This is a genomic window from Spirosoma rhododendri (assembly GCF_012849055.1).
Classification (GTDB): domain Bacteria; phylum Bacteroidota; class Bacteroidia; order Cytophagales; family Spirosomataceae; genus Spirosoma; species Spirosoma rhododendri.
Map to the genome: position 1 here is coordinate 2,438,704 of NZ_CP051677.1, position 20,068 is coordinate 2,458,771.

At 55.9% G+C, this 20,068-nt stretch carries 10 protein-coding genes, 1 tRNA gene and 2 pseudogenes; 4 read left to right on the forward strand and 9 right to left on the reverse strand.

Features of this window, described 5'->3' with window-relative positions; genetic code table 11:
- Nucleotides 1-10: 10 nt before the first annotated feature.
- From thrA to HH216_RS10230, 3 genes are all read right to left on the reverse strand, one after another.
- Nucleotides 11-2,482, reverse strand: a complete 2,472-nt coding sequence (gene thrA, locus HH216_RS10220; protein WP_169550730.1) for a bifunctional aspartate kinase/homoserine dehydrogenase I — start codon at nucleotides 2,480-2,482, stop codon at nucleotides 11-13.
- A gap of 256 nt (nucleotides 2,483-2,738) precedes the next feature.
- The gene (locus HH216_RS10225; RefSeq protein WP_169550731.1) at nucleotides 2,739-3,233 is read right to left on the reverse strand and encodes a DUF4126 domain-containing protein; all 495 of its coding nucleotides are present in this window, start codon (nucleotides 3,231-3,233) and stop codon (nucleotides 2,739-2,741) included.
- Nucleotides 3,234-3,303: 70 nt separating this feature from the next.
- Nucleotides 3,304-3,702, reverse strand: coding sequence for a nuclear transport factor 2 family protein (locus HH216_RS10230; RefSeq protein ID WP_169550732.1), 399 nt, complete (start codon nucleotides 3,700-3,702; stop codon nucleotides 3,304-3,306).
- 472 nt (nucleotides 3,703-4,174) lie between these two features.
- On the opposite strand from HH216_RS10230, the gene HH216_RS10235 reads away from it, so the two are divergent.
- Entirely contained in the window at nucleotides 4,175-5,539 is a 1,365-nt protein-coding gene (locus tag HH216_RS10235) for a neutral/alkaline non-lysosomal ceramidase N-terminal domain-containing protein (protein WP_169550733.1), read from the forward strand.
- Between the two features lie 61 nt (nucleotides 5,540-5,600).
- Nucleotides 5,601-6,188 carry a Holliday junction branch migration protein RuvA gene (gene ruvA, locus HH216_RS10240; RefSeq protein WP_169550734.1) on the forward strand — a complete coding sequence of 196 codons (588 nt, stop codon included), beginning with the start codon at nucleotides 5,601-5,603 and terminating at the stop codon, nucleotides 6,186-6,188.
- A gap of 79 nt (nucleotides 6,189-6,267) precedes the next feature.
- Here ruvA and HH216_RS10245 read toward each other — a convergent pair whose 3' ends face one another.
- The 6 genes and pseudogenes from HH216_RS10245 to HH216_RS10270 form a co-directional block, all read right to left on the reverse strand.
- Nucleotides 6,268-7,023: an SDR family NAD(P)-dependent oxidoreductase gene (locus HH216_RS10245; RefSeq protein ID WP_169550735.1), complete on the reverse strand. Its 756-nt coding sequence runs from the start codon at nucleotides 7,021-7,023 to the stop codon at nucleotides 6,268-6,270.
- 67 nt (nucleotides 7,024-7,090) lie between these two features.
- Nucleotides 7,091-7,711: an ABC transporter ATP-binding protein gene (locus tag HH216_RS10250; protein WP_169550736.1), complete on the reverse strand. Its 621-nt coding sequence runs from the start codon at nucleotides 7,709-7,711 to the stop codon at nucleotides 7,091-7,093.
- Between the two features lie 98 nt (nucleotides 7,712-7,809).
- Entirely contained in the window at nucleotides 7,810-8,607 is a 798-nt protein-coding gene (gene lpxA, locus HH216_RS10255; RefSeq protein WP_169550737.1) for an acyl-ACP--UDP-N-acetylglucosamine O-acyltransferase, read from the reverse strand.
- A 93-nt stretch (nucleotides 8,608-8,700) separates the two neighbouring features.
- Nucleotides 8,701-10,094, reverse strand: a pseudogene (locus tag HH216_RS10260) (bifunctional UDP-3-O-[3-hydroxymyristoyl] N-acetylglucosamine deacetylase/3-hydroxyacyl-ACP dehydratase).
- A gap of 118 nt (nucleotides 10,095-10,212) precedes the next feature.
- A complete protein-coding gene (lpxD, locus tag HH216_RS10265) occupies nucleotides 10,213-11,241 on the reverse strand; it encodes a UDP-3-O-(3-hydroxymyristoyl)glucosamine N-acyltransferase (RefSeq protein ID WP_169550738.1) in 1,029 nt (342 codons plus the stop codon).
- Nucleotides 11,242-11,377: 136 nt separating this feature from the next.
- A pseudogene (locus tag HH216_RS10270) lies at nucleotides 11,378-12,633 on the reverse strand (HD domain-containing protein).
- 125 nt (nucleotides 12,634-12,758) lie between these two features.
- On the opposite strand from HH216_RS10270, the gene HH216_RS10275 reads away from it, so the two are divergent.
- Both HH216_RS10275 and HH216_RS10280 read left to right on the forward strand, forming a co-directional pair.
- Nucleotides 12,759-12,832: transfer RNA gene (locus tag HH216_RS10275), tRNA-Ile, on the forward strand.
- Nucleotides 12,833-14,018: 1,186 nt separating this feature from the next.
- A complete protein-coding gene (locus HH216_RS10280; protein ID WP_169550739.1) occupies nucleotides 14,019-20,021 on the forward strand; it encodes a putative Ig domain-containing protein in 6,003 nt (2,000 codons plus the stop codon).
- Nucleotides 20,022-20,068 lie beyond the last annotated feature (47 nt).

Below are 20,068 nucleotides of genomic sequence, written 5' to 3' on the forward strand. Positions count from 1 at the left end.
GCACAAGTTCTTACGCCAGATAGCTACCGATGCTGACGACGTCGGCGAAAACACCGGAGGCCGTTACTTCAGCACCCGCGCCGGGGCCTTTCACCACGAGGGGGCGATCTTTGTAGCGTTCCGTCGTGAACGAAACAATGTTATCGGCACCGGTCAACTGGTAGAACGGATGTTCCGGACCGACAGACCGTAGCTCAATTACCGCTTTGTCGTTCTCAAAACTGGCTACGAACCGCAGTTTTTCACCCTTCGCGTCGGCTGATGCCAGCAGGTTCTCGAAGTAGTCGTTGTTGCGCTCTAGCTCGTCGAAGAAAGCGGGTACCGTAGGCGCGTCGAGGCACGATTGGGGAAGTAGGTTGTTGATCGTAACATCCTGCGGTTCGAGCGGAAAGCCAGCTTCACGGGCCAGAATCAGGATTTTGCGGGCCACATCCTGACCGCTCAGATCGTCGCGCGGGTCGGGTTCGGTGTAGCCTTTGGTCTTGGCTTCGCGTACGACATCGGCGAATGACGTACCCGCGCTGAATGTGTTGAAAATGAATGACAGCGTGCCCGACAGGATGGCTTCGATCTTCAGAAACTGATCGCCCGCTGTCATCAGGCCCTGCACCGTGTTGATGATCGGCAACCCCGCGCCAACATTGGTTTCGTACAGAAACTTGACACCCCGGTTTAGGGCTGTGCGCTGTAACCGCCGGTACTCGGCATACGAACCCGAGTTGGCCACCTTATTCGGCGTTACAACCGAGATGTTGGCATCAAGCAGCGACTCATAAAACTGCACCACGTCTTTGTCTGACGTGCAGTCGATGAATACCGAGTTGGGCAGGTTATAGTCTTTGATTTTCTCGACAAAGGCGGGCAGCGACGTCGTGACACCTTCAGCAAGCTGGCGTTCTGACCAATCGTCGAGGTCGATGCCTTTGGGGTCGAGGAGCATTTTACGGGTATTGGTCATGCCCACCACGCACACTTTCAGCAGCTTCTCCGATTTCAGGTAATCGGCCTGCTTGGCGATCTGCTGCAATAGCGTCTTGCCGATCAGCCCCGTCCCGACCAGATACAGGTTCAGCACCCGCGCTTCCGACTGGAAGAAAATGTTGTGCAGCGCGTTGAGGGCTTTCGACAGGTTGTTTTTGTTGATGACCACCGAGATGTTGATCTCCGACGATCCCTGCGCGACGGCCACGATGTTGACCCCGTTTTTACCCAGCACCGAAAACAGCTTACCCGCAATACCCGACGATTTGCGCATACCTTCGCCCACCGTCGCGATCACCGACAGGTCGCGCTCGATGGCGATGTTATCGATGTGGCCGTGGGCGATTTCGGTGGCAAATTCCGAGTCGAGAATGGCTTTGACGTTCTCGGCCCCGCGCGGGTCGAGCGCAAAACAGATCGAGTGTTCCGACGATGCCTGCGAAATCAGGATTACGCTGATTTTGTGAGCGGCCAGTACGCCAAATAGCTTGGCCGACACCCCCGCAACACCAATCATCCCCGAACCCTGCACGTTGACCAGGGCGATGTCGTCGATGCTTGAAATACCCGTGATAGTGTACTGCCGCCGTTCGGCCGTCCGGCTAACGAGCGTACCCTCGTGGGTGGGATTGAACGTGTTCAGCACCCGCACCGGGATGTTGCGCGCGAAAGCCGGTTGCAAACTGGGCGGGTAAATTACTTTGGCACCGAAGTGGCTGAGTTCCATCGCTTCGGCGTACGTAATGGTCGGGATGTTGAAGGCGTTGGTCACCTTGCGCGGATCGGCCGTCATCATCCCGTCGACGTCGGTCCAGATGTCGATGACTTCGGCGTTAAGGGCCGCGCCCAGTATACTCGCCGTATAGTCTGACCCGCCCCGACCCAGTGTGGTCGTCTCGTTTTTGTCGGTTGAACCGATAAAGCCAGTGACCAGTTGCAGGGCGTCAGTTTTGGCGTAATGATCCTGAATCAGCTGGTTCGTCAGTGGGTAGTTTACATCGGCCTGCCCAAACTGATCGTCGGTTTTAATCACCGTGCGAGCATCCAGAAACTGCGCCGAGATACCTCTGCTGCGGATACACTCGGTAATGACGGCGGTCGACAGGCGTTCGCCGAAACTGGTGATGAGGTCGAGCGTGCGGGGCGACAGTTCACGAATGAGCGAGACACCCCGTAGCAGATCTTCGAGTTCATTAATTACCCCACGCACCTGCGCGAACACTTTACTCTGCTCCTTAACCGGAATCAGGGCTTTAATGACGTTGAAATGGCGGTCCTCAATGCGCCGGACCAGTTCCATGTAGTCAGTGTCGCCGGTGGTGGCCATGCGTCCAATCTCGATAAGCTGGTTGGTTACCCCACCCATTGCCGAAAACACCACCGTAATCAGATCGCCCGGTTGCGACCCATCATCGCGCCGATAACTGTCGATAATCTGGATAACCTGCTTGATACTTTCTACGGACCCTACCGAAGTACCGCCAAACTTAAGAACCTGCATCAGGGAAATAAAAAGCGAAAGAGTGAACGAGCGAAAGAGTGACTGTTGCCGGTCACTTTTCACAAATTAATCAGGAAGACGTTGATGCGTGTAATCTGGAGGACAAAGATAAGGGTCTGTGCTGGTTTACCGTTTTTGGGGTTCAGTTTTCAATGACCCGTCGCTCGGTGGGTAACGGGCTGTTCTGGAGTAGACAGAAAAAATGGCCGGCGTGGGGCCGACCATTGCGAATTGCCGATCAGGAACCGTTCGTCGGTTAGTTCATCACTCCCCGTATTTCCGATTTGCTGACAATCAGGTACCCCGCGCCGATCGTCAGCGCGTCTTCCGCCAGGGCAACGTACGGATCCGGAATGTCCTGTTCGGTGGTCAGCCAATGGCGGAGGTAGTAGAATGCGTAGCTGCCAACAGCCGCACCCAATGCACCGGCAACGGCACCGTAGGGCAACTCTTTCCCTTCTGCCTGACTCAGTGCTCCACCCGACAAGGCCCCCGATCCGATACGGCCCAGAATGCCAGGAAACTCAATGCGCGACGGAGCCTGCGGCAGTTTATCGCCAATCAATTCACCGACAGCCGCTACTTTAAACAGGGTAGCCGTGGTTGACGAATGGAGAAAACCAAGTTTACTGTCACCCATCGGGTTGACCGTAGCCGACGAAATTTTATTGCTAACGAGCGCGGGGGCAGTCATGGCGCGCATCCCGGCGATGATGCCGATCTGAAACGCGTTGAAATAGGATTTGAGCATGAGTATTGACCAGTTGAGTATGTAACCCAAACGGCTCATCCCCGGCATTGTTCAACCAATGAATCAGGAATCAGAACATTGTGTTGGCGTTGGCCGATTCGCCGGGAACCCGTTGCAGAACATCCCAGTGTTCAACGATTTTTCCGGCCTCATCAAGGCGAAAAATATCCATGCCCGCCCATTCGTCAATGCCAGTACCGTCGGCGGTGGGCCAGAATTGCTGGCAATGCAGTACGACTAGATCGCCTTCCGCAACCACGCGCCGGACCACCACTCGTTTGCCCGGGTATTCGCGATTCATCCGCTCGAAATACGCAACGAACCCGTTTTTTCCGTCCGCTACGGCGGGGTTGTGCTGTATGTACGTATCTCCGGTGTACCTGCTGATGGCATCGGCAGGCTCATTTTCGTTGAACATCCGTTCGTAAAAAGCCAGAACGGTTCGTTTATTGAGGTCAGTTGCCGACATATTTTTTAAAATCAGGTTATTTTTTTAAGGGGGTAACAATCAACTAATTGCCATTTTCTTTAAGCTATTTTTAAGGCGTTGGCGGTCTGGCAGGATTGAATTTTGGTCAGGATAGAAAATTTTTTTTATCGGTTATAAATCCAAACTTAACTCTTGTTCGTACATATATTGTCAGTGTCAGTAAGGTGAATCATACTGTTTACCGACTCGCCCGAAACCAACGTCAAGGAGTAGGGCATCAACAGATCGATACGAAACTAAAATGCTGGTTTGCCAGATACAGTTTTGACGAGTGCCACGCACTGCAAACTGTGATCCAACCGGTAAAGATTATATAGGGAGACCGGATATCCGGTAGGTTGTAGAAAAGCATCGGAGTCTCTTCGATGCTTTTTTTGCGTACAAAAGGCGCTTAACGGCGCTTTTTTCGTTGCTTGCGCCCCCATTCGGCCGGTGGGGCCGTTATCTGCGTATGAAGGTTGTTCGTGTGTTGCTGTATGCCCTGCTGGGGGTAGTTGCTTTGGTGTTGGTGATCGCGGTCGTTGGCCTGGCCCCGGTCGACGATACGCCCTACCAGCAGATGCCCTATTACCAACAAACCCGGGAGCGACTGACAGCGTTGCCGACACCCCCACCACCGACAGCGGCACTCCGGGCCGGCTGGGCCAAAGTCAATATCACCCCCAATTTCACAACCGCTACCGGCGGCTATGGTGCCCGGCAGGGAAAGCACTGGCGCGTCGTCAACGATTCCATTTACGTCCGGGCCGTGATGCTCGACAATGGCAGCAATCGCGTCGCTATCGTCGGGCTCGATCTGCTCATCACCCCGCCTACCGTTGTCGAAGCCCTGAAAAAGCGACTGCCCGAAGTCGGGATGCGTTGGGAGAATGTGTACATGGGGGCTATTCATTCGCACAACAGTATGGGCGGCTGGGCACCGGGGCTGGTCGGGCAACTGATCGCCGGGGGGTACGATGAACGCGTGGTGCCGCTGATTACAAACGGAATTTTATCGGCCATCAAAAAAGCGCAGGCAACGATGGCGCCCGCCGAACTGGGGTATGGACAAGCCAACGGCAGCGATCTGATTTACAACCGGATGGCTAGTTCTGGGCCAACCGGCCCGCTCGATGGAACTGTCCGGCTATTGAAACTGAAGAAGCAGACCGGTCAGACGGCGTTGCTTTGTACGTTCGCGGGGCACGCGACACTATACGACGACACCGCCAGCGATTACCTGAGCCGTGATTATCCCGGCGCGCTGGTTGATCGACTGGAGAAAAACGACGTTGATTTTGCCTTGTTTATGGCCGGGGCCGTGGGTAGTACGGGGCCGGAGGTCAAGGCTCCCAACGACGCTGCTGAAATCAAGGCATACTCCGGCGCGCTGGTCAGTCGAATTGAGCAGACCCTGCCCGCTATAAAAACACGTACCGACAGTACACTGGCTATGCTGTCGCTGCCGTTGGGTCTGCGCGAACCGAACCCGCGCGTACTGGGCAACTGGCGGGTACGTCCGTGGCTGTTTTACGCGATCTATGGCGACTATCCGTCGGATCTGAAAGCTCTGCACATCGGCAACACGGTTATGCTGGGAACGCCCTGCGATTTTTCCGGTGAACTGGCCGTCGGCCTGTTGCCGGTAGCCCGGCGTGACAGTGTCAACCTGATGATCACCAGTTTTGAGGGCGGCTACGTAGGGTATATTACACCCGACCGCTATTACGATCGGCAGCAATACGAAGTGCGGGAGATGAACTGGTTCGGCCCGTACAATGGCGCTTATTTCTCCGAAATGATGGCCCGGTTGCTCGACCGTATAGCCCGAAAATAAGCTTTTTTGCGTATTTTTACGTAGCTGTAATGGCTTAATTAACAAGCTGGTAAATCACTGAATGATTGCTTATTTAGACGGGCAACTGTCCTTTAAAGAACCCACCTATGCCATCATTGATGTGCATGGTGTAGGCTACGGGGTTCATATCTCGCTGCAAACGTATGCGACCCTGCCGGGCGGGGGCGACCGTATCAAATTGTTTATCCACCACCTGTTCCGGGAGGATGCGCAGTTGCTGTACGGTTTTGCCAATGCCGATGAAAAATCGCTGTTTCTCGATCTGATCGGAGTGTCGGGTGTTGGGCCAAATACGGCATTGGGCATGCTGTCGGCGATGCAACCGGCTGACCTGCGACTGGCTATTCTGGGTGAAAACGTCCGGGCGGTACAGGCGATCAAAGGCATTGGTGCCAAAACGGCGCAGCGCATCATTCTGGAACTGCGCGACAAGATGAAGAAGTCGGGCGTTGTTCCCGATGGGCCAAGCTACCGGCAGCAAACCAGCAACCCGGTTCGTGAAGAATCGCTGGCCGCACTTATGGCACTGGGTTTCCCCAAACCGACTGCCGAGAAGAGCGTAGACGACGCCCTCCGCACCGACCCGACGCTTTCCGTCGAAGACGTCATCCGGCAGGCATTGCGATAGCGGGTTTAATGTTCAAGGTCTAATGTTTAAAGTTTTACCGACAGGCAACTTTAAACATTAGACCTTGAACATTAAACCATTATTGCGCCAGATAACCGCCGTCGACCGGGTAGTAAGCACCGGTAACGAATGACGCTTTGGGCGACGATAGCCAGATAACCAGTTCGGCTACTTCTTCGGACTTGCCCAGCCGACCAATGGGATGGATGCTGGTCAGGGCGTTCATGGCTGCTTCGTCAAGACTTTTGGTCAGCAACGGCGTTTCGATATAACCCGGCCCGACCACGTTGACGCGGATACCACTGGCGGCATATTCCAGTGCAGCCGCTTTCGTCAGCCCCACAACGGCGTGTTTGGTAGCCACGTAAGCCGATGACATCGCCGTACCGACCTGCCCGAGTATCGACGCCATGTTGATAATGACGCCGGACCCCTGCTTTTCCATTTGCCGAAGCTGGTACTTCATCCCGTAGAAAACGCCGTTCAGGTTCACGTCGATCACGCTCTGCCAGCTTTCCAGACTATAATCGCCGACTTTGGCCTGTTCGCCACCGATACCCGCGTTGTTGCAGGCAATGTCGAGTTTGCCGTAGCGATTGACAGCCTCGTTGACCAGTCGTTCGGAATCGGCGGGGTCGCCAACATCGGCCAGAATAAACTGACTCTGCACATCCATGCCGCGAATTTGCTCGACAACGACCTGCCCCTTTTCGGCATCCAGATCGGATACGAGAACGTTGGCACCGTGCTGTGCGTATAGGAGAGCAACGGCCTTGCCAATACCCGACGAAGCTCCGGTAACGAGTGCGGTTTTACCCGCCAGTGAGTGTTCCATAACGAGAGAATGCTTTCTCGATAGAACGACCGTTGGGAGCAATAGTTTGGAAAGACGGTGAGCCAGACTAGCGTTTCCACTGGCTCACATCGAGCACATTGGGGCAGAAATCGTACTCGTCGGGCTGGTTGGAGCCGATAAGCAGCAACTGATTAGCCCCAAGCAGCCTGACCTGCTCCTGGTACCAGTCAGCGCCCTGCCGGTCGAGGTTGGCCGTTGGCTCGTCCAGAATCACGACGGGGACGTCGGAGAAGAAGGCCAGCCCCAGCTTAACGCGCTGCTTCATCCCAGACGAGAAATATTTGATTTCCTTATGCCGGGCGTTGGTCAGCCAGAGCCGATCGGCAATCTGGGAAGGGGTAAGGCCCGCTTTGAAGGGCTTGAATGTCTGGTGGAAAACGAGCAACTCGTCGAGCGTCAACTCTTCCACCAGTTCAAGATAAGGCGCGGCTATGCTGATCTGCCGAAACCAGTTGTCGGCCTCCAGCACACGGCCGTTCAGGGAATACGATAAGGTGCCCTCGGTGGTGGGCAGATTCCCGGCCAGCAACTGAAGCAGCGTCGATTTGCCGCTGCCATTGGGGCCGACAAACGTGTAACTCGTTCCAGCTGTAAGCGTCAGGTCGACGCGCCGGACGATCCACTCCCGGCGGTATTTTTTCCCTAGCTGTTCAGCCTTGATCTGCATATGCTGCGGTGGTCGGTATTCGGTTTACGGTTTACAGTGCGTTGGTAGCCTAATGCGATAGCCACTGTAAACCGTAAACCGAATACCGTAAACGGCCCTTAGTCTCTGTCTATACCACCCGACGCCGGGCCCTTCATGATGCCGCGTTCGGAGCTGCGGATGAAGTTAACGATCTCATCGCGCTCGTCGGAGGGGGGCAGTTCGAGTTCAATCTGGGTCAGCGCATCTGCGTTGTTGAGACCGCGCAGATAGATGTACCGGTAGATTTCCTGAACCTGATTGATCTTGTCGTTATCGAATCCGCGTCGGCGCAGACCGACGGAGTTGATACCCGTGTAGGAGAGGGGCTCGCGGGCCGCTTTGGTAAATGGTGGCACGTCTTTCCGCACCAGCGATCCGCCCGAAACGATAGCGTGCGCACCAATTTTCACCCACTGATGCACTGAACTCGACCCGCCGATGATTGCCCAGTCGCCCATGTGTACGTGACCTGCCATCTGCACGTTGTTGATAACCAGACAGTTGTTGCCAATCCGGCAGTCGTGGGCTATGTGCGCATAGGCCATGATGAGACAGTTGGTGCCAATCTCCGTTTTCCAGTGCTCTTCGGTACCCCGGCTGATTGTCGCGTACTCCCGTATCGTGGTGTTGTCGCCGATGAATGTCAGCGTATACTCGTTTTTGAACTTCAGATCCTGCGGAGTCGATGAAATCACCGCACCTGGGTAAATCTTGCAGTTGCGGCCAATCCGGGCCCCCTCGTTGATGACCGCGTGCGACCCGATCCAGGTGCCCTCGGCGATATCAACGTCTTTATGAATAATGGCAAACGGTTCGATCACCACGTTCTGCGCGATTCGGGCTTCCGGGTGAATGTATGCTAATGGTTGAATCATTGTTGTCCATCAACGAGTTCAACGTTTACTGTTTAACGTTCGGAGTTGGCGGGTTTCGCTCGGAACAGTAAACGGTAAACATTGAACGTTAAACTATTTTTTCTTAACCAGACTGGCAATCATGTCGGCTTCGCAAACCAGCTGATTAGCTACGTAGCCGCGTCCCTGCATCTTCACGATTCCCCGCTTCATCGGACTGGTAAATTCACACCGGAAAATCACGGTGTCGCCCGGTAAAACGTTGCGCCGGAACCGGCAGTTTTCAATACCAACCAGGAATGGCCAGTAATTCTCCGGATCGGGTACGGTGCTAAGCACCAGAATACCACCCGTTTGTGCCATAGCTTCCAGCTGCATCACGCCGGGCATCACCGGGTTGCCCGGAAAGTGGCCCGGAAAGAACGGCTCATTCATCGTCACGTTCTTGATGCCAACCACACTGTTTTCGTCCAGCGCGATGATCTTGTCGATCATCTGGAACGGGTACCGGTGGGGCAGCATTTGCGAGATCCGGTTGATATCGAGAACGGCAGGCTGGGTCGGATCGTATTGCGGAACCTGGTTAGCCGCGTTTTTCTGAATCAGCTTCTTTATTTTCTTGGCGAGGGCAACGTTGGCTGCGTGGCCGGGTCGGGCCGCCAGAATCTGCGCTTTGATGGGCCGACCGATCAGGGCCAGATCACCAACTACGTCGAGCAACTTATGGCGGGCCATCTCGTTGGGGTAGTGCAGGTCCAGGTTGTTCAGAATACCGTCGTTTTTGTTGACGCTGACCTTCGGCTTGTTCAAAAGCTCCGCCAGGTAGTCGAGTTCGCCGTCGTTGACTTCCCGGTCGACGATGACGATGGCATTGGTCAGGTCGCCCCTTTAATCAGGTTCTGTTTGTAGAGAGCCTCCAGTTCGTGCAGAAACACGAACGTCCGGCAGCTGGCGATCTGCTCCGGAAACTGGCTGATGTCGTTCAGATACGCATGCTGGCTTGGAATGACCCGCGAGTTGTAATCAACCATCACCGTCAGGCGGTAATCGTTGAGGGGCAGCGCAGCCATTTCAATATCCTTGTCGGGATTCCGGTAATGAACGTATTCATTGACCTCGAAGTAGTTCCGCTGGGCGTTCTGTTCTTCGATACCCGCGTCGCGCAGGGCGTCGATAAACTGGATCGAAGAGCCGTCCATGATGGGCGGTTCGGGGCCGTCGAGCTGAATCAGTACGTTGTCGAGTTGCAGGCCGACCAGTGCCGCCAGCGTATGCTCGACCGTATGGACCCGCGCCCCGCTCTGCTCGATGGTCGTACCACGCGATAGATCGACCACGTTGTCCACGTCGGCATCGACGATGGGTTGTCCCGGCAGATCGACCCGCTGAAACTTATAGCCGTGGTTGGTCGGCGCGGGCAGAAACGTCATCGTTGCCGTCACACCCGTATGCAGGCCCACGCCCGATACCGAAACGGCCTTCCGAATAGTCTGTTGTTTTGTATTCATTCGTGTCCAGTGGGGGAGCCGGGTTCAAGGTTTTTGGTTCAATGTTTAAGGTTCTGCACCAGGTCAGTGTAGAACAACTTTAAACGTTAGACATTAAACCTTAAACTTGGCCTCACCACTACTTATTCGTTTTCTTTTCCAAATCCGTGAGTCGCCGGTCAAGGTCCGGGAGTTTCCGGAACACGGCCAGCGAACGCATACTTTCTTTCAGGCCAAAGGCGGGCGAACTGTTGATTGCGGTGTTGACTTCGGTTACGTTCTTGCCCACGCCCGATTGTGCGCCGACTTTCGTACCGTCGGCGATGTTCAGGTGACCGGCAAAACCGACCTGCCCGCCGATGACGCAGTTGGCCCCAATTTTCGTCGAACCCGAAATGCCCGACTGTGCCGCAATAACCGTGTTCTGGCCAATTTCGACGTTGTGACCGATCTGAATCAGGTTATCGAGTTTGGCTCCTTTCCGGATGATGGTTGAGCCCATTGTTGCACAGTCGATCGTTGTGCCTGATCCTACGTTTACGTAATCTTCCAGAATTACGTTGCCCAGTTGAGGAATCGTTTTGTATGTTCCGTCGGGCTGGGGGGCAAATCCGAAGCCTTCACCGCCGACAACCGCATTGCCGTGAACAACGCAGTACCGCCCAACGACGCTGTTGTTGAGAATGCGCGCGCCGGGGTGGATGATTGTGTTATCACCGATGCTGACGTTATCGCCGACGTAGGCGTGGGGGTAGATCTTGACGTTCTGACCCAGGCGGCAGTTCCGGCCGATGTAGGAAAAAGCACCCCGATAAATCCCGTCGCCGGTTTCGGTACCTGCCCCAACAAACGACGGTTCTTCGACGCCGACCCGCGCAAAGTTGATTTGCTGGTAATATTGCTCCAGCAGTTGGGTGAAGGCTGAGTACGAATTGTCGACGTAAATCAGACTGGCCGTAACGGGCTTCTGGGGCCGAAAATCCCGATTGACGATAACTGCTGACGCGCCCGTTGTGTACAGGTGCGGCTCATATTTCAGGTTGGCGAGAAACGAAATGTCGCCCGCGGCCCCTTCTTCTATTTTTGCAATATTTCGGATAGCAAGCGTTTCGTCGCCTTCAACCTCGCCACCCAGCAGTGTAGCAATCTGCCTGACAGTAAACTCCATAGTGATTTAATGGCCTTCGCCAGCGCCCGGACCAGCCGGAATTTCGGCCGCTAAGGTAGGTAACAAATTGCACTTTGTTGGGGTAGACGACTGATTATGCCGTGTATCCGTTTGTCGGGGTAGTATCACCTTCCGGTCAGACACTCCCGACCGGCTCCCGCACTACCAGATCCCGTGCCCAGCAAACGTAATATCGACGCACAATGTTGGTCAGCACCTGAATATTGGACAGGTCCGACGCATCGGCAATGTCGATTACTTTTCCCGATCGTAGTTTGATATTGATTCGCTCCTGCGAGGGCAGGTAAGCTGCATTGGTAGCCTGCCCTTCGATCAGGAAGTACGATAGTGCGTCGTCCGATAGCCCTTTCCGGCGCAGCTGGGCTTCCAGTTCGGTCAGTAGTTCGCCGGAGAACGGTTCGGTGGAGAGCATGATTTTGAACAGCCGCCGGTCGAGCAGCATCTGACTGATCGTGGCCAGTACAAAATCGTCGTGCTGCGCCCACTGCTTCACGCACGACCACACATCGTAGTCATCGAGCTGGGTGAAGGCGTGCAGGTAACGGGGTTCCCGGCTGAACTGCTCAAGCGATACACTTTCGGCCAGAAACAGGCGGAAGGCGGGCGGGGCAAATACGTCAGCGCCCTGCCGGATCAGAAAGCGGGCCCGGCGCAGAATCTGCACCAGCATCGATTCGCAGCAGATCGACGTTTTGTGCAAATACACTTGCCAGTACATCAGTCGCCGGGCGTTCAGGAAGTTCTCGACGCTCAGAATGCCCTTGGCTTCCACGACCAGTTCATCGTCGACCAGATCGAGCATTTTGATGATGCGCTCGGCCCCGATAGCGCCTTCGGCCACACCGGTATAGTAGCCATCGCGGTTGAGGTAATCCATCCGGTCCATATCCAGCTGACTCGACACGAGTTGATGAAAAAACGGACGCGGGTAGGTGCCCTCAAACATCTGAATCGCCAGCGATAGCCGCCCATTGAACTGCCGGTTCAGGTCCTGCATCAGCAGCAGCGAGACAATTTCGTGGTTTACGTGATCGAGCAGCGATGATTCAAGCACGTGCGAAAAAGGGCCGTGTCCCACGTCGTGCAGCAGAATAGCGATCTGCGCAGCTTCGCATTCGTCGTCGCTGATGCGGTGGCCCTTGCTTTGCAGCGTCTGCATTGCCTGCCCCATCAGGTGCATGGCCCCAGCGCGTGGTGAAAGCGGGTATGCAGCGCACCGGGGTAGATATAATCGGCCAGACCCATCTGCCGGATACGCCGAAGCCGCTGGAAATACGGGTGTTCGACCAAGTCAAACAGTAGCTCGGTCGGTATCGTGATGAAGCCGTAAACCGGATCGTTAAGAATCTTCTTTTTGTTCGCTACTGCCATATCGCAAAGATACCGCCCTGATGCCGACCGGATAGGAGTGGTTGCTTAAATTTTGTGCTAAACTGGCTTCGGCTACGAAAAAAGCGTAAATTTGCCCTGTCGAATCTGAGCAATCAGGCGACAACGGGCTTGTAACTCAGTTGGTTAGAGTGCCTGACTCATAATCAGTAAGTCCCAGGTTCGAGCCCTGGCTGGCCCACTTGCAAAAAGCACCCGCGTGTAAACGCGGGTGCTTTTTTTATGGTCTATGCGTATCTATAGGCAGCTTGACGAGCAGATTTTGATCCAGGCTGAAATAAACTAGCCGAAGTTTACAGAGTATACGGGCTACATCTATTGAGTACTTAGAATGGTTTGAAGCGAACTTATCCAGCAATGCACATCCGCTGGTACAGCATATTGTTATATTACTATATTACCCTATTGTTACTTAAAAAGTAGATATAATAAAATAAAGTGTTCATAAGAAGTTTTTATATCGTATTCATATACAAATAGTAGCATTTCGTAATCTTTTGTCGCAATTAGCGTAAATACAATGCAGTTTTGCTTCTAGTTGTTCTAAATGAGAATACGGTAACTAAGACATTCCGCATAGAAGGTATCATGTGAAAATTGATATATGATCATCTAAATGTTTAGCTTATCAGTTACATGCCAGTACTATTGTTTAACGCTGTGCACGACGCGTATGAACGATCTACGCTACCGGTTGTACCATGGTAGTTCACTACACAAAACACCGCTCTTTTTTTCAACCTCAACTCAATCTGTATATGGTCAACTCTACCCCTTTTCTCGTTGATTATGTTACCAACGGAATTTCAAGACGAAGACGACCTCTATGGTTTAACCTGTTTCTGCTTTTTGTAGTTGCACTGTCTTTCAACACAGCACATGCGCAACAGTATACTGCAAATTTCTCTACACAGCCTACCATCGACAAGTATGGTTTTCCGGCTAACTGGCCTTGGAACCCAACAGTCACTGTCACGTTGGGTGGAGTAGACTATTTAATTACTGACGCTATTAACGACAGTTTTGTCTGGACCGGGTCGGCTATTCGTTTACAACCGGCAAGCACCGTGAGTCTTCATATTAAACGAAAAGACGGGGGGGCGTTCAAGTTCTACGGCGTCAAACTTCAATACACTAATTACAGGATCGCCGGTTTCTACGAGTATCCTTTTCTAAGGGCACAATATGCAACAACGGGAGCTGCACAGGCCGATGAATTATATGATGCCGATCAGACAGTAACGCTTTCGAAGGCAAACGGGGTCGCTGTGACCGGGCAAGGAGTAACGTTGACATTCAGCGGTTTAAATACATTGTACCTGGATGATTTGATTGTTGGACCGGCCTCGGCAGCAGTTGCTCCGACTGTGACAACTGCTTCTGCTAACGTCAACAGTGTAACTAGTGCTACACTGGGTGGCAACGTTACAGCAGATGGTGGAGCGACTGTAACGGAACGGGGTATCGTTTATGTAGCAGGTAGCGGAACGCCAACAACGAGTAATACCAAGGTAGTTATTGGTAACGGGCCAGGTTCTTTCTCCCAGCAGGTGACAAATTTGACATTGGGTACGACCTACACGGCGAGAGCTTATGCCATCAATTCGATCGGAACCAGTTACGGTAACAATGTGACTTTCACGACCAACACGACGGTCACATCCATCATTCCCAATGGCACTAGTCCCGCCAATGCAGGTAGCGTGCAGTTTACCGTTACGTTTGCTAGTAGCGTCGCGGGAATTACGACGAGTAATTTCGCTACGTCACCAAGTAGCGGCATTACTGGCAGCGGCATCGCGAGCGTCAGTGGCTCGGGTACGACGTACACCGTAACGGTGAATACGGGCAGTGGTAATGGTACACTCGGCCTGACGCTGGCCAACGATACCGGCATCACGCCCAGCATTTCCAACGAGCCCTTCACCGGTACTTCGGTCTATACGATCGATAAGACGGCTCCGGCCGCGCCAGTAGTCACCATCCCGTCCAACGGCAGCTTCGTATCTACGACAACGCCTACCTACGTCGGTGTAGCCGAAGCCAGCTCGACGGTGACCGTGATAATTGACGGTTCCAGCATTGGTACCACTACGGCCAACGGGTCGGGTAACTGGTCTTTAACCCCGCCTACGGCTCTAGCTCAGGGTAGTCATACGGTGCGCTCCACGGCTGCTGACGCGGTAGGTAACGTCAGTTCCAGCAGCAATACAAACAACTTTACGGTGGACTCGGTGCGGCCCGGCGTGAGTATCAGCTCGTCGGCGGGTGGTAACAACAGCATCACCCGCACTTCACCTATTCCGTTCACGGTTACGTTCTCGGAGAACGTGACGGGCTTCGTGCAAGGCGGCCTGTCAGTAACGGGTGGCACCGTTTCGGGCTTCTCGGGCTCGGGCACTACCTACACCTTCAATGTGATGCCCACCAGCAGCGGCACCACCGTGGTAGTAAACGTGGCGTCTAACACGGCCCAGGACCCGGCCGGCAACGGCAACACGGCGGCTCCGCAGTTCAGCATCACTGCGGCCCCCACCATTGTCGTCTCGCCGGCTACGCTGCCGGACGGCACAGTGGGCGTGGCTTACGCCCAGGCCCTGACGGCCTCGGGCGGTACGGCACCTTACCCGTATGCCATCACGGCCGGCGCGCTACCGGCGGGTCTGACACTCTCGTCGGCCGGCATAATTTCGGGCACGCCCACGGCTGGCGGTTCGTTCACATTCCAGGTAACGGCCACCGACGCATCGGAAGCACCGGGCCCCTACACTGGCGTGCGGAGCTACATGGTCACTATTGCGGCTCCTACTATCACGTTGTCGCCGACTACGCTGCCGGCCGGTACGCAAGGCACGGCTTATAGCCAGGCCATTGCAGCTTCGGGCGGCACTAGCCCTTACACGTATGCCATCACGGCGGGCGCGCTGCCGGCGGGGCTGACGCTGGCCAGCAACGGTACGCTTTCGGGCACGCCCACGGCTGGTGGTTCGTTCGTCTTCACCGTGACGGCTACCGACGCATCGGCAGCTCCGGGGCCCTACAGCGGTGCGTGGAACTACACGCTTACCATCAACGCACCTACAATCACGCTGTCGCCGACTACGCTGCCCGCTGGCACGGTGGGCGCGGCCTACAGTCAGGCTATCACGGCCTCGGGCGGCACTAGCCCTTATACGTATGCCATCACGGCGGGCGCGCTGCCAGCGGGCCTGACGCTGGCCAGTAACGGTACGCTTTCGGGCACGCCCTCGGGGGGTACGTCTACCTTCACCGTGACGGCCAGAGACGCGTCGACGGGCTCGGGTCCGTACACCGGTGCGCGGGGCTACACGGTCACTATTGCGGCACCCACCATCACGCTGTCTCCAGCTTCGCTGCCCGATGGTACGCAGGGTACAGCCTACAGTCAGACGTTTACGGCCCTGGGCGGTACGACCCCCTACGCTTACGCCATAACCAGCGGGGCATTGCCGTCGGGTATGAGCTTTTCGTCGGGTGGTACGCTCTCCGGTACGCCCACGAGCAGTGGTACGTTCAACTTCCGGGTGACGGCCACCGACGCATCGGCAGCACCGGGCCCGTACAGCGGCTTCCGCGATTATTCCCTGACTATCGCGCCCCAGCCCCAAACATCGACACCCATCGTGACCTCGCCGACCAACGGGGCACTGATTAACATAACCACGCCCACTTACACCGGTGCGGCCCCAGCGGGCAGTACGGTGACCGTCTACGTCGATGACACCAGCATCGGTACCACCACGACGACGGGTGGGGGTAACTGGAACCTAACCCAGCCGACGGCGCTGGCTCAGGGTAGCCACCGGGTGCGGGCAACGGCTCAACTCAGTGGTCAGGCGGTGAGTGGTAACAGCAATACAAACACCTTCACCGTGGTTATTCCTGTAACCGTAGCGACGGTAACGCCTACGGCGGTCACCAGCAGCGGAGCCACACTGGGTGGGAACGTCACCGACGCCGGTGCGGGTACGGTTAGTGAACGGGGCGTTGTCTACGTCGCTGGCAATGGCACCCCCACGACGAGCGATACGAAAGTAATCATCGGTGCCGGAGTGGGAAGTTTCGCGCAGGCCGTAACGAACCTGACGGCGTCAACGACTTACTCCGTGCGGGCGTACGCCATCAACGAGGCAGGTACCAGCTACGGAACCACGCAGACGTTCTCGACCGGGACTTCGCTTTCGATTGGCTCGGTAACGCCGTCGGCGGTTTGTGCGGGGGCAACGATCAGTGTTGCGTATACCAGTTCATCGCTGGGTACACCACTACAGCTATACCTCAGCGGGCCATCCAATACCAGCGTGTTGTTGACTACACTGGCGTCCAGCCAGGCCAGCGGTACGATTACGGCGGCTATTCCGGCGAACCAAGTGGCGGGTCAGTATTCGGTGTACCTCAGCGGGGGCGGCACCACGTCGAGCAGCGTTAACGTTACGGTGAACGCGATACCGCCTGCACCAACTGTATCTGGTTCGGTTGTATATTGTCAGAATGGTCCCGCCAGCCCGCTTAGCGCGACGCCAGTTTCCGGGGCAGGTCTTAACTGGTATGGTACCAACGCCATAGGTGGAGTGCCATCCGGTACCGCTCCTGTTCCAATCGTTTCGATACCAGGTACGATAAATTACTACGTGAGTCAGACGGCCAACAATTGCGAAAGTCCCCGGGCTGTGATCAGCGTAACTGTCACTCCGTTGCCACAGGCACCATCGACGACGCCGGTCACCGTTTGCCAGAATACGACGCCCGTTTCGTTGGCTACTGGTGTTACGGCCTCGCCGGGAGCATCCTTAAACTGGTACATGACGGCAACGGGTGGAGTGGCGTCGGGGGTTGCACCTGTCCCGCAGACCAATGCGGTTGGGCAGATCACCTACTACGTTAGTCAGGTTATCAATGGCTGTGAAGGTCCCCGGGCTGCAATAATTTTCACCGTCAACCCGCTACCTGTTGCGGCTCTGAACAATGACGGACCGCTGAGTTGCGCGAAGCTAACCGTTACGCTGATGGCGGCCAGCGTCCCGGGCAGCAGCTATCGGTTCAGCAATGGTGCCAGTCAGGTTAGCAGCAGCAACATCGCTACAGTCAGTATGAGTGGCCCTTACAGCGTGACCGTCACTGACGGCAATGGCTGCTCATCTTCGGCGCAAACGACAGTCGGCAGCGATCAGGATAATCCGCAGGCCAGCCTGACCAACGACGGCCCGCTGACCTGCGCTAAAACGACGGTTACCCTAACGGCTGGTGGAAACGGTAGCTACCGGTTTAGCAACGGTGCTACCCAGATCGGCACCAGCAACCTGGCAACAGTCAACACCGGGGGCGTCTACAGCGTGACGGTAACGGCAACGAATGGCTGCTCGGCTACTGCCCAGACCACCGTTGAAGTAAATACCACCGTCGCGGCTCCCACCCTGACCGCGTCCGCGCTCAGCACCGAAAATACGCCCATCAGCGTAACGGCCAGCGGGTGTAGCGGCACGATCAACTGGACGGCTACGGGCGGTACCGGTACGGCCAACGGATCGGTCTATACCTTCACGCAGGTCGGTAACTATGCACTGACGGCTACCTGCACCGTGGGTACCTGTGTCAGTCCGAGTGCGCCATCGCTGACCCTACAGATTCGGCCCGGCGGATTTGCTATCAGTAGTGTTGAGTTGGTTCGTTGTCAGTTGCTCGATGCGGGTCGGGGTCAATACGAAATCAGTCTGACGCCCCAGTATAGCGGTCTGAACGGTTCGCCGGTAAGCTTCGGTGTTACCAACGAACTGGCCGCTACCACCGCACCGGGGCCGTATACGCTACGGCTCTACACCGACAACGCGACGATTACGCTGGCGGCTACGCAGGCTAACGCCCAGGCCACGTACCGCTATAACTGGCTGGCCGCCTGTAACAGTACGCAACCAGCGCCTAACCGTCCCCCCGTGGTACAGCCTATTCCCAATCAGGTGTTGGTCGTAGGGCAACCATACCAGCTCGACCTGACGACTTATTTCTCCGATCCAGACGGGCAGACGCTGACCTTTACGGCCACGGGACTCCCCACCGGCCTGCAACTGAGCGGTAGTCGCATCAGCGGTAGCCCCACGCAGGCTGGTACGTCGACGGTGCAGGTAACGGCCCTTGACCCGGCCGGGGCGCAGGTCGTGGGCAGCGTAGTCCTCCAGGTTAACCCGGCCCCAGTGACCCCAACACCGGGCATGTTCTCGATTGCGGGGGTAACGGGTGTGCGCTGCGAAACGCTGAGCGTGGGTGAGCGACGCCTGAGCTTCTCGCCGGTCTATACCGGCCTGACGGGTGCTCCGGTGAGCTTCGGCATCACCAACGAACTGGCCATGACCACCGCACCAGGTCCGTACTCGCTCAAGCTATACACCGATAATCCGGTCATTAGCTTGCAGGCTACACAGGGCGGCACACAGGCCAGCTATCGTTTCGAGTGGTTAGCGGCTTGCCCGACCAACCCGACCACGCCACCAACGGGTAATCGCCCGCCGACGGTGGGAACCGGGCTGGCTAACCAGACGGCGCAGGTTGGTCAGGGCTTTACGCTCTTCATTCCGGCCGGTACGTTCGTTGACCCAGACAACGACCAACTCCAGCTTAGCGTAAGCGGTCTGCCAACTGGTCTTAACTTCTCGGCGGCTCAGAACGCCATTACGGGCACACCCGTCCAGGCGGGCACGTCGACCATTCAGGTGACGGCGACTGATCCGGGTGGTTTGTCGGTCAGCACCAGCTTCGTACTGACGGTTCAGCCCGCTGCGACCACGCCAACGCCGACACCGGGTACGTTCTCGATTGCGGGGGTAACGGGTGTGCGCTGCGAAACGCTGAGCGTGGGTGAGCGACGCCTGAGCTTCTCGCCAGTCTACACCGGTCTGACGGGGGCACCCGTAAGCTTTGGTGTCACCAACGAACTGTCCATGACTACGGCTCCGGGTCCGTACTCGCTCAAGCTATACACCGATAATCCGACCATTACCTTGCAGGCTACGCAGGGCGGCACCCAAGCCAGCTACCGCTTCGAGTGGCTGGCGGCTTGTGCGACGAGTCCAAATGGTCGTCAGGCGGTGGCCGAAGCCGGTAGTCAGTTAGCTGTTGTTGTGCTGGGCAACCCGGTGGTCGGGGAGTCGGTCGAGGTGGCGATTCGTGGTGTGGACGGGCAGTCGGTGGAGCTAAGTCTGACAGATCTGGCTGGTAATCGGCTGCATCTGCAACGGCTTCCGCAGGTATCGGCTGATGAGCGGGTTATTATTCCCGTTCCGACTCGTCAGGCCATGACCATCCTCAAGGTGAGCACGGCGAATCAGCACCAGACAGTCAAGCTGATTCGGCAATAAAGGCAGATCGGCAGATACGTAAAAGGCCAGCACTGATTCGTCGGTGC

Excerpts from the sequence above, each read along its gene's own strand:
- lpxD (WP_169550738.1), bottom strand. The coding sequence starts at position 11,241 with ATGGAGTTTACTGTCAGGCAGATTGCTACACTGCTGGGTGGCGAGGTT.
- HH216_RS10225 (WP_169550731.1), bottom strand. The coding sequence starts at position 3,233 with ATGCTCAAATCCTATTTCAACGCGTTTCAGATCGGCATCATCGCCGGG.
- lpxA (WP_169550737.1), bottom strand. The coding sequence starts at position 8,607 with ATGATTCAACCATTAGCATACATTCACCCGGAAGCCCGAATCGCGCAG.
- thrA (WP_169550730.1), bottom strand. The coding sequence starts at position 2,482 with ATGCAGGTTCTTAAGTTTGGCGGTACTTCGGTAGGGTCCGTAGAAAGT.
- ruvA (WP_169550734.1), top strand. The coding sequence starts at position 5,601 with ATGATTGCTTATTTAGACGGGCAACTGTCCTTTAAAGAACCCACCTAT.
- HH216_RS10250 (WP_169550736.1), bottom strand. The coding sequence starts at position 7,711 with ATGCAGATCAAGGCTGAACAGCTAGGGAAAAAATACCGCCGGGAGTGG.
- HH216_RS10245 (WP_169550735.1), bottom strand. The coding sequence starts at position 7,023 with ATGGAACACTCACTGGCGGGTAAAACCGCACTCGTTACCGGAGCTTCG.
- HH216_RS10230 (WP_169550732.1), bottom strand. The coding sequence starts at position 3,702 with ATGTCGGCAACTGACCTCAATAAACGAACCGTTCTGGCTTTTTACGAA.
- HH216_RS10235 (WP_169550733.1), top strand. The coding sequence starts at position 4,175 with ATGAAGGTTGTTCGTGTGTTGCTGTATGCCCTGCTGGGGGTAGTTGCT.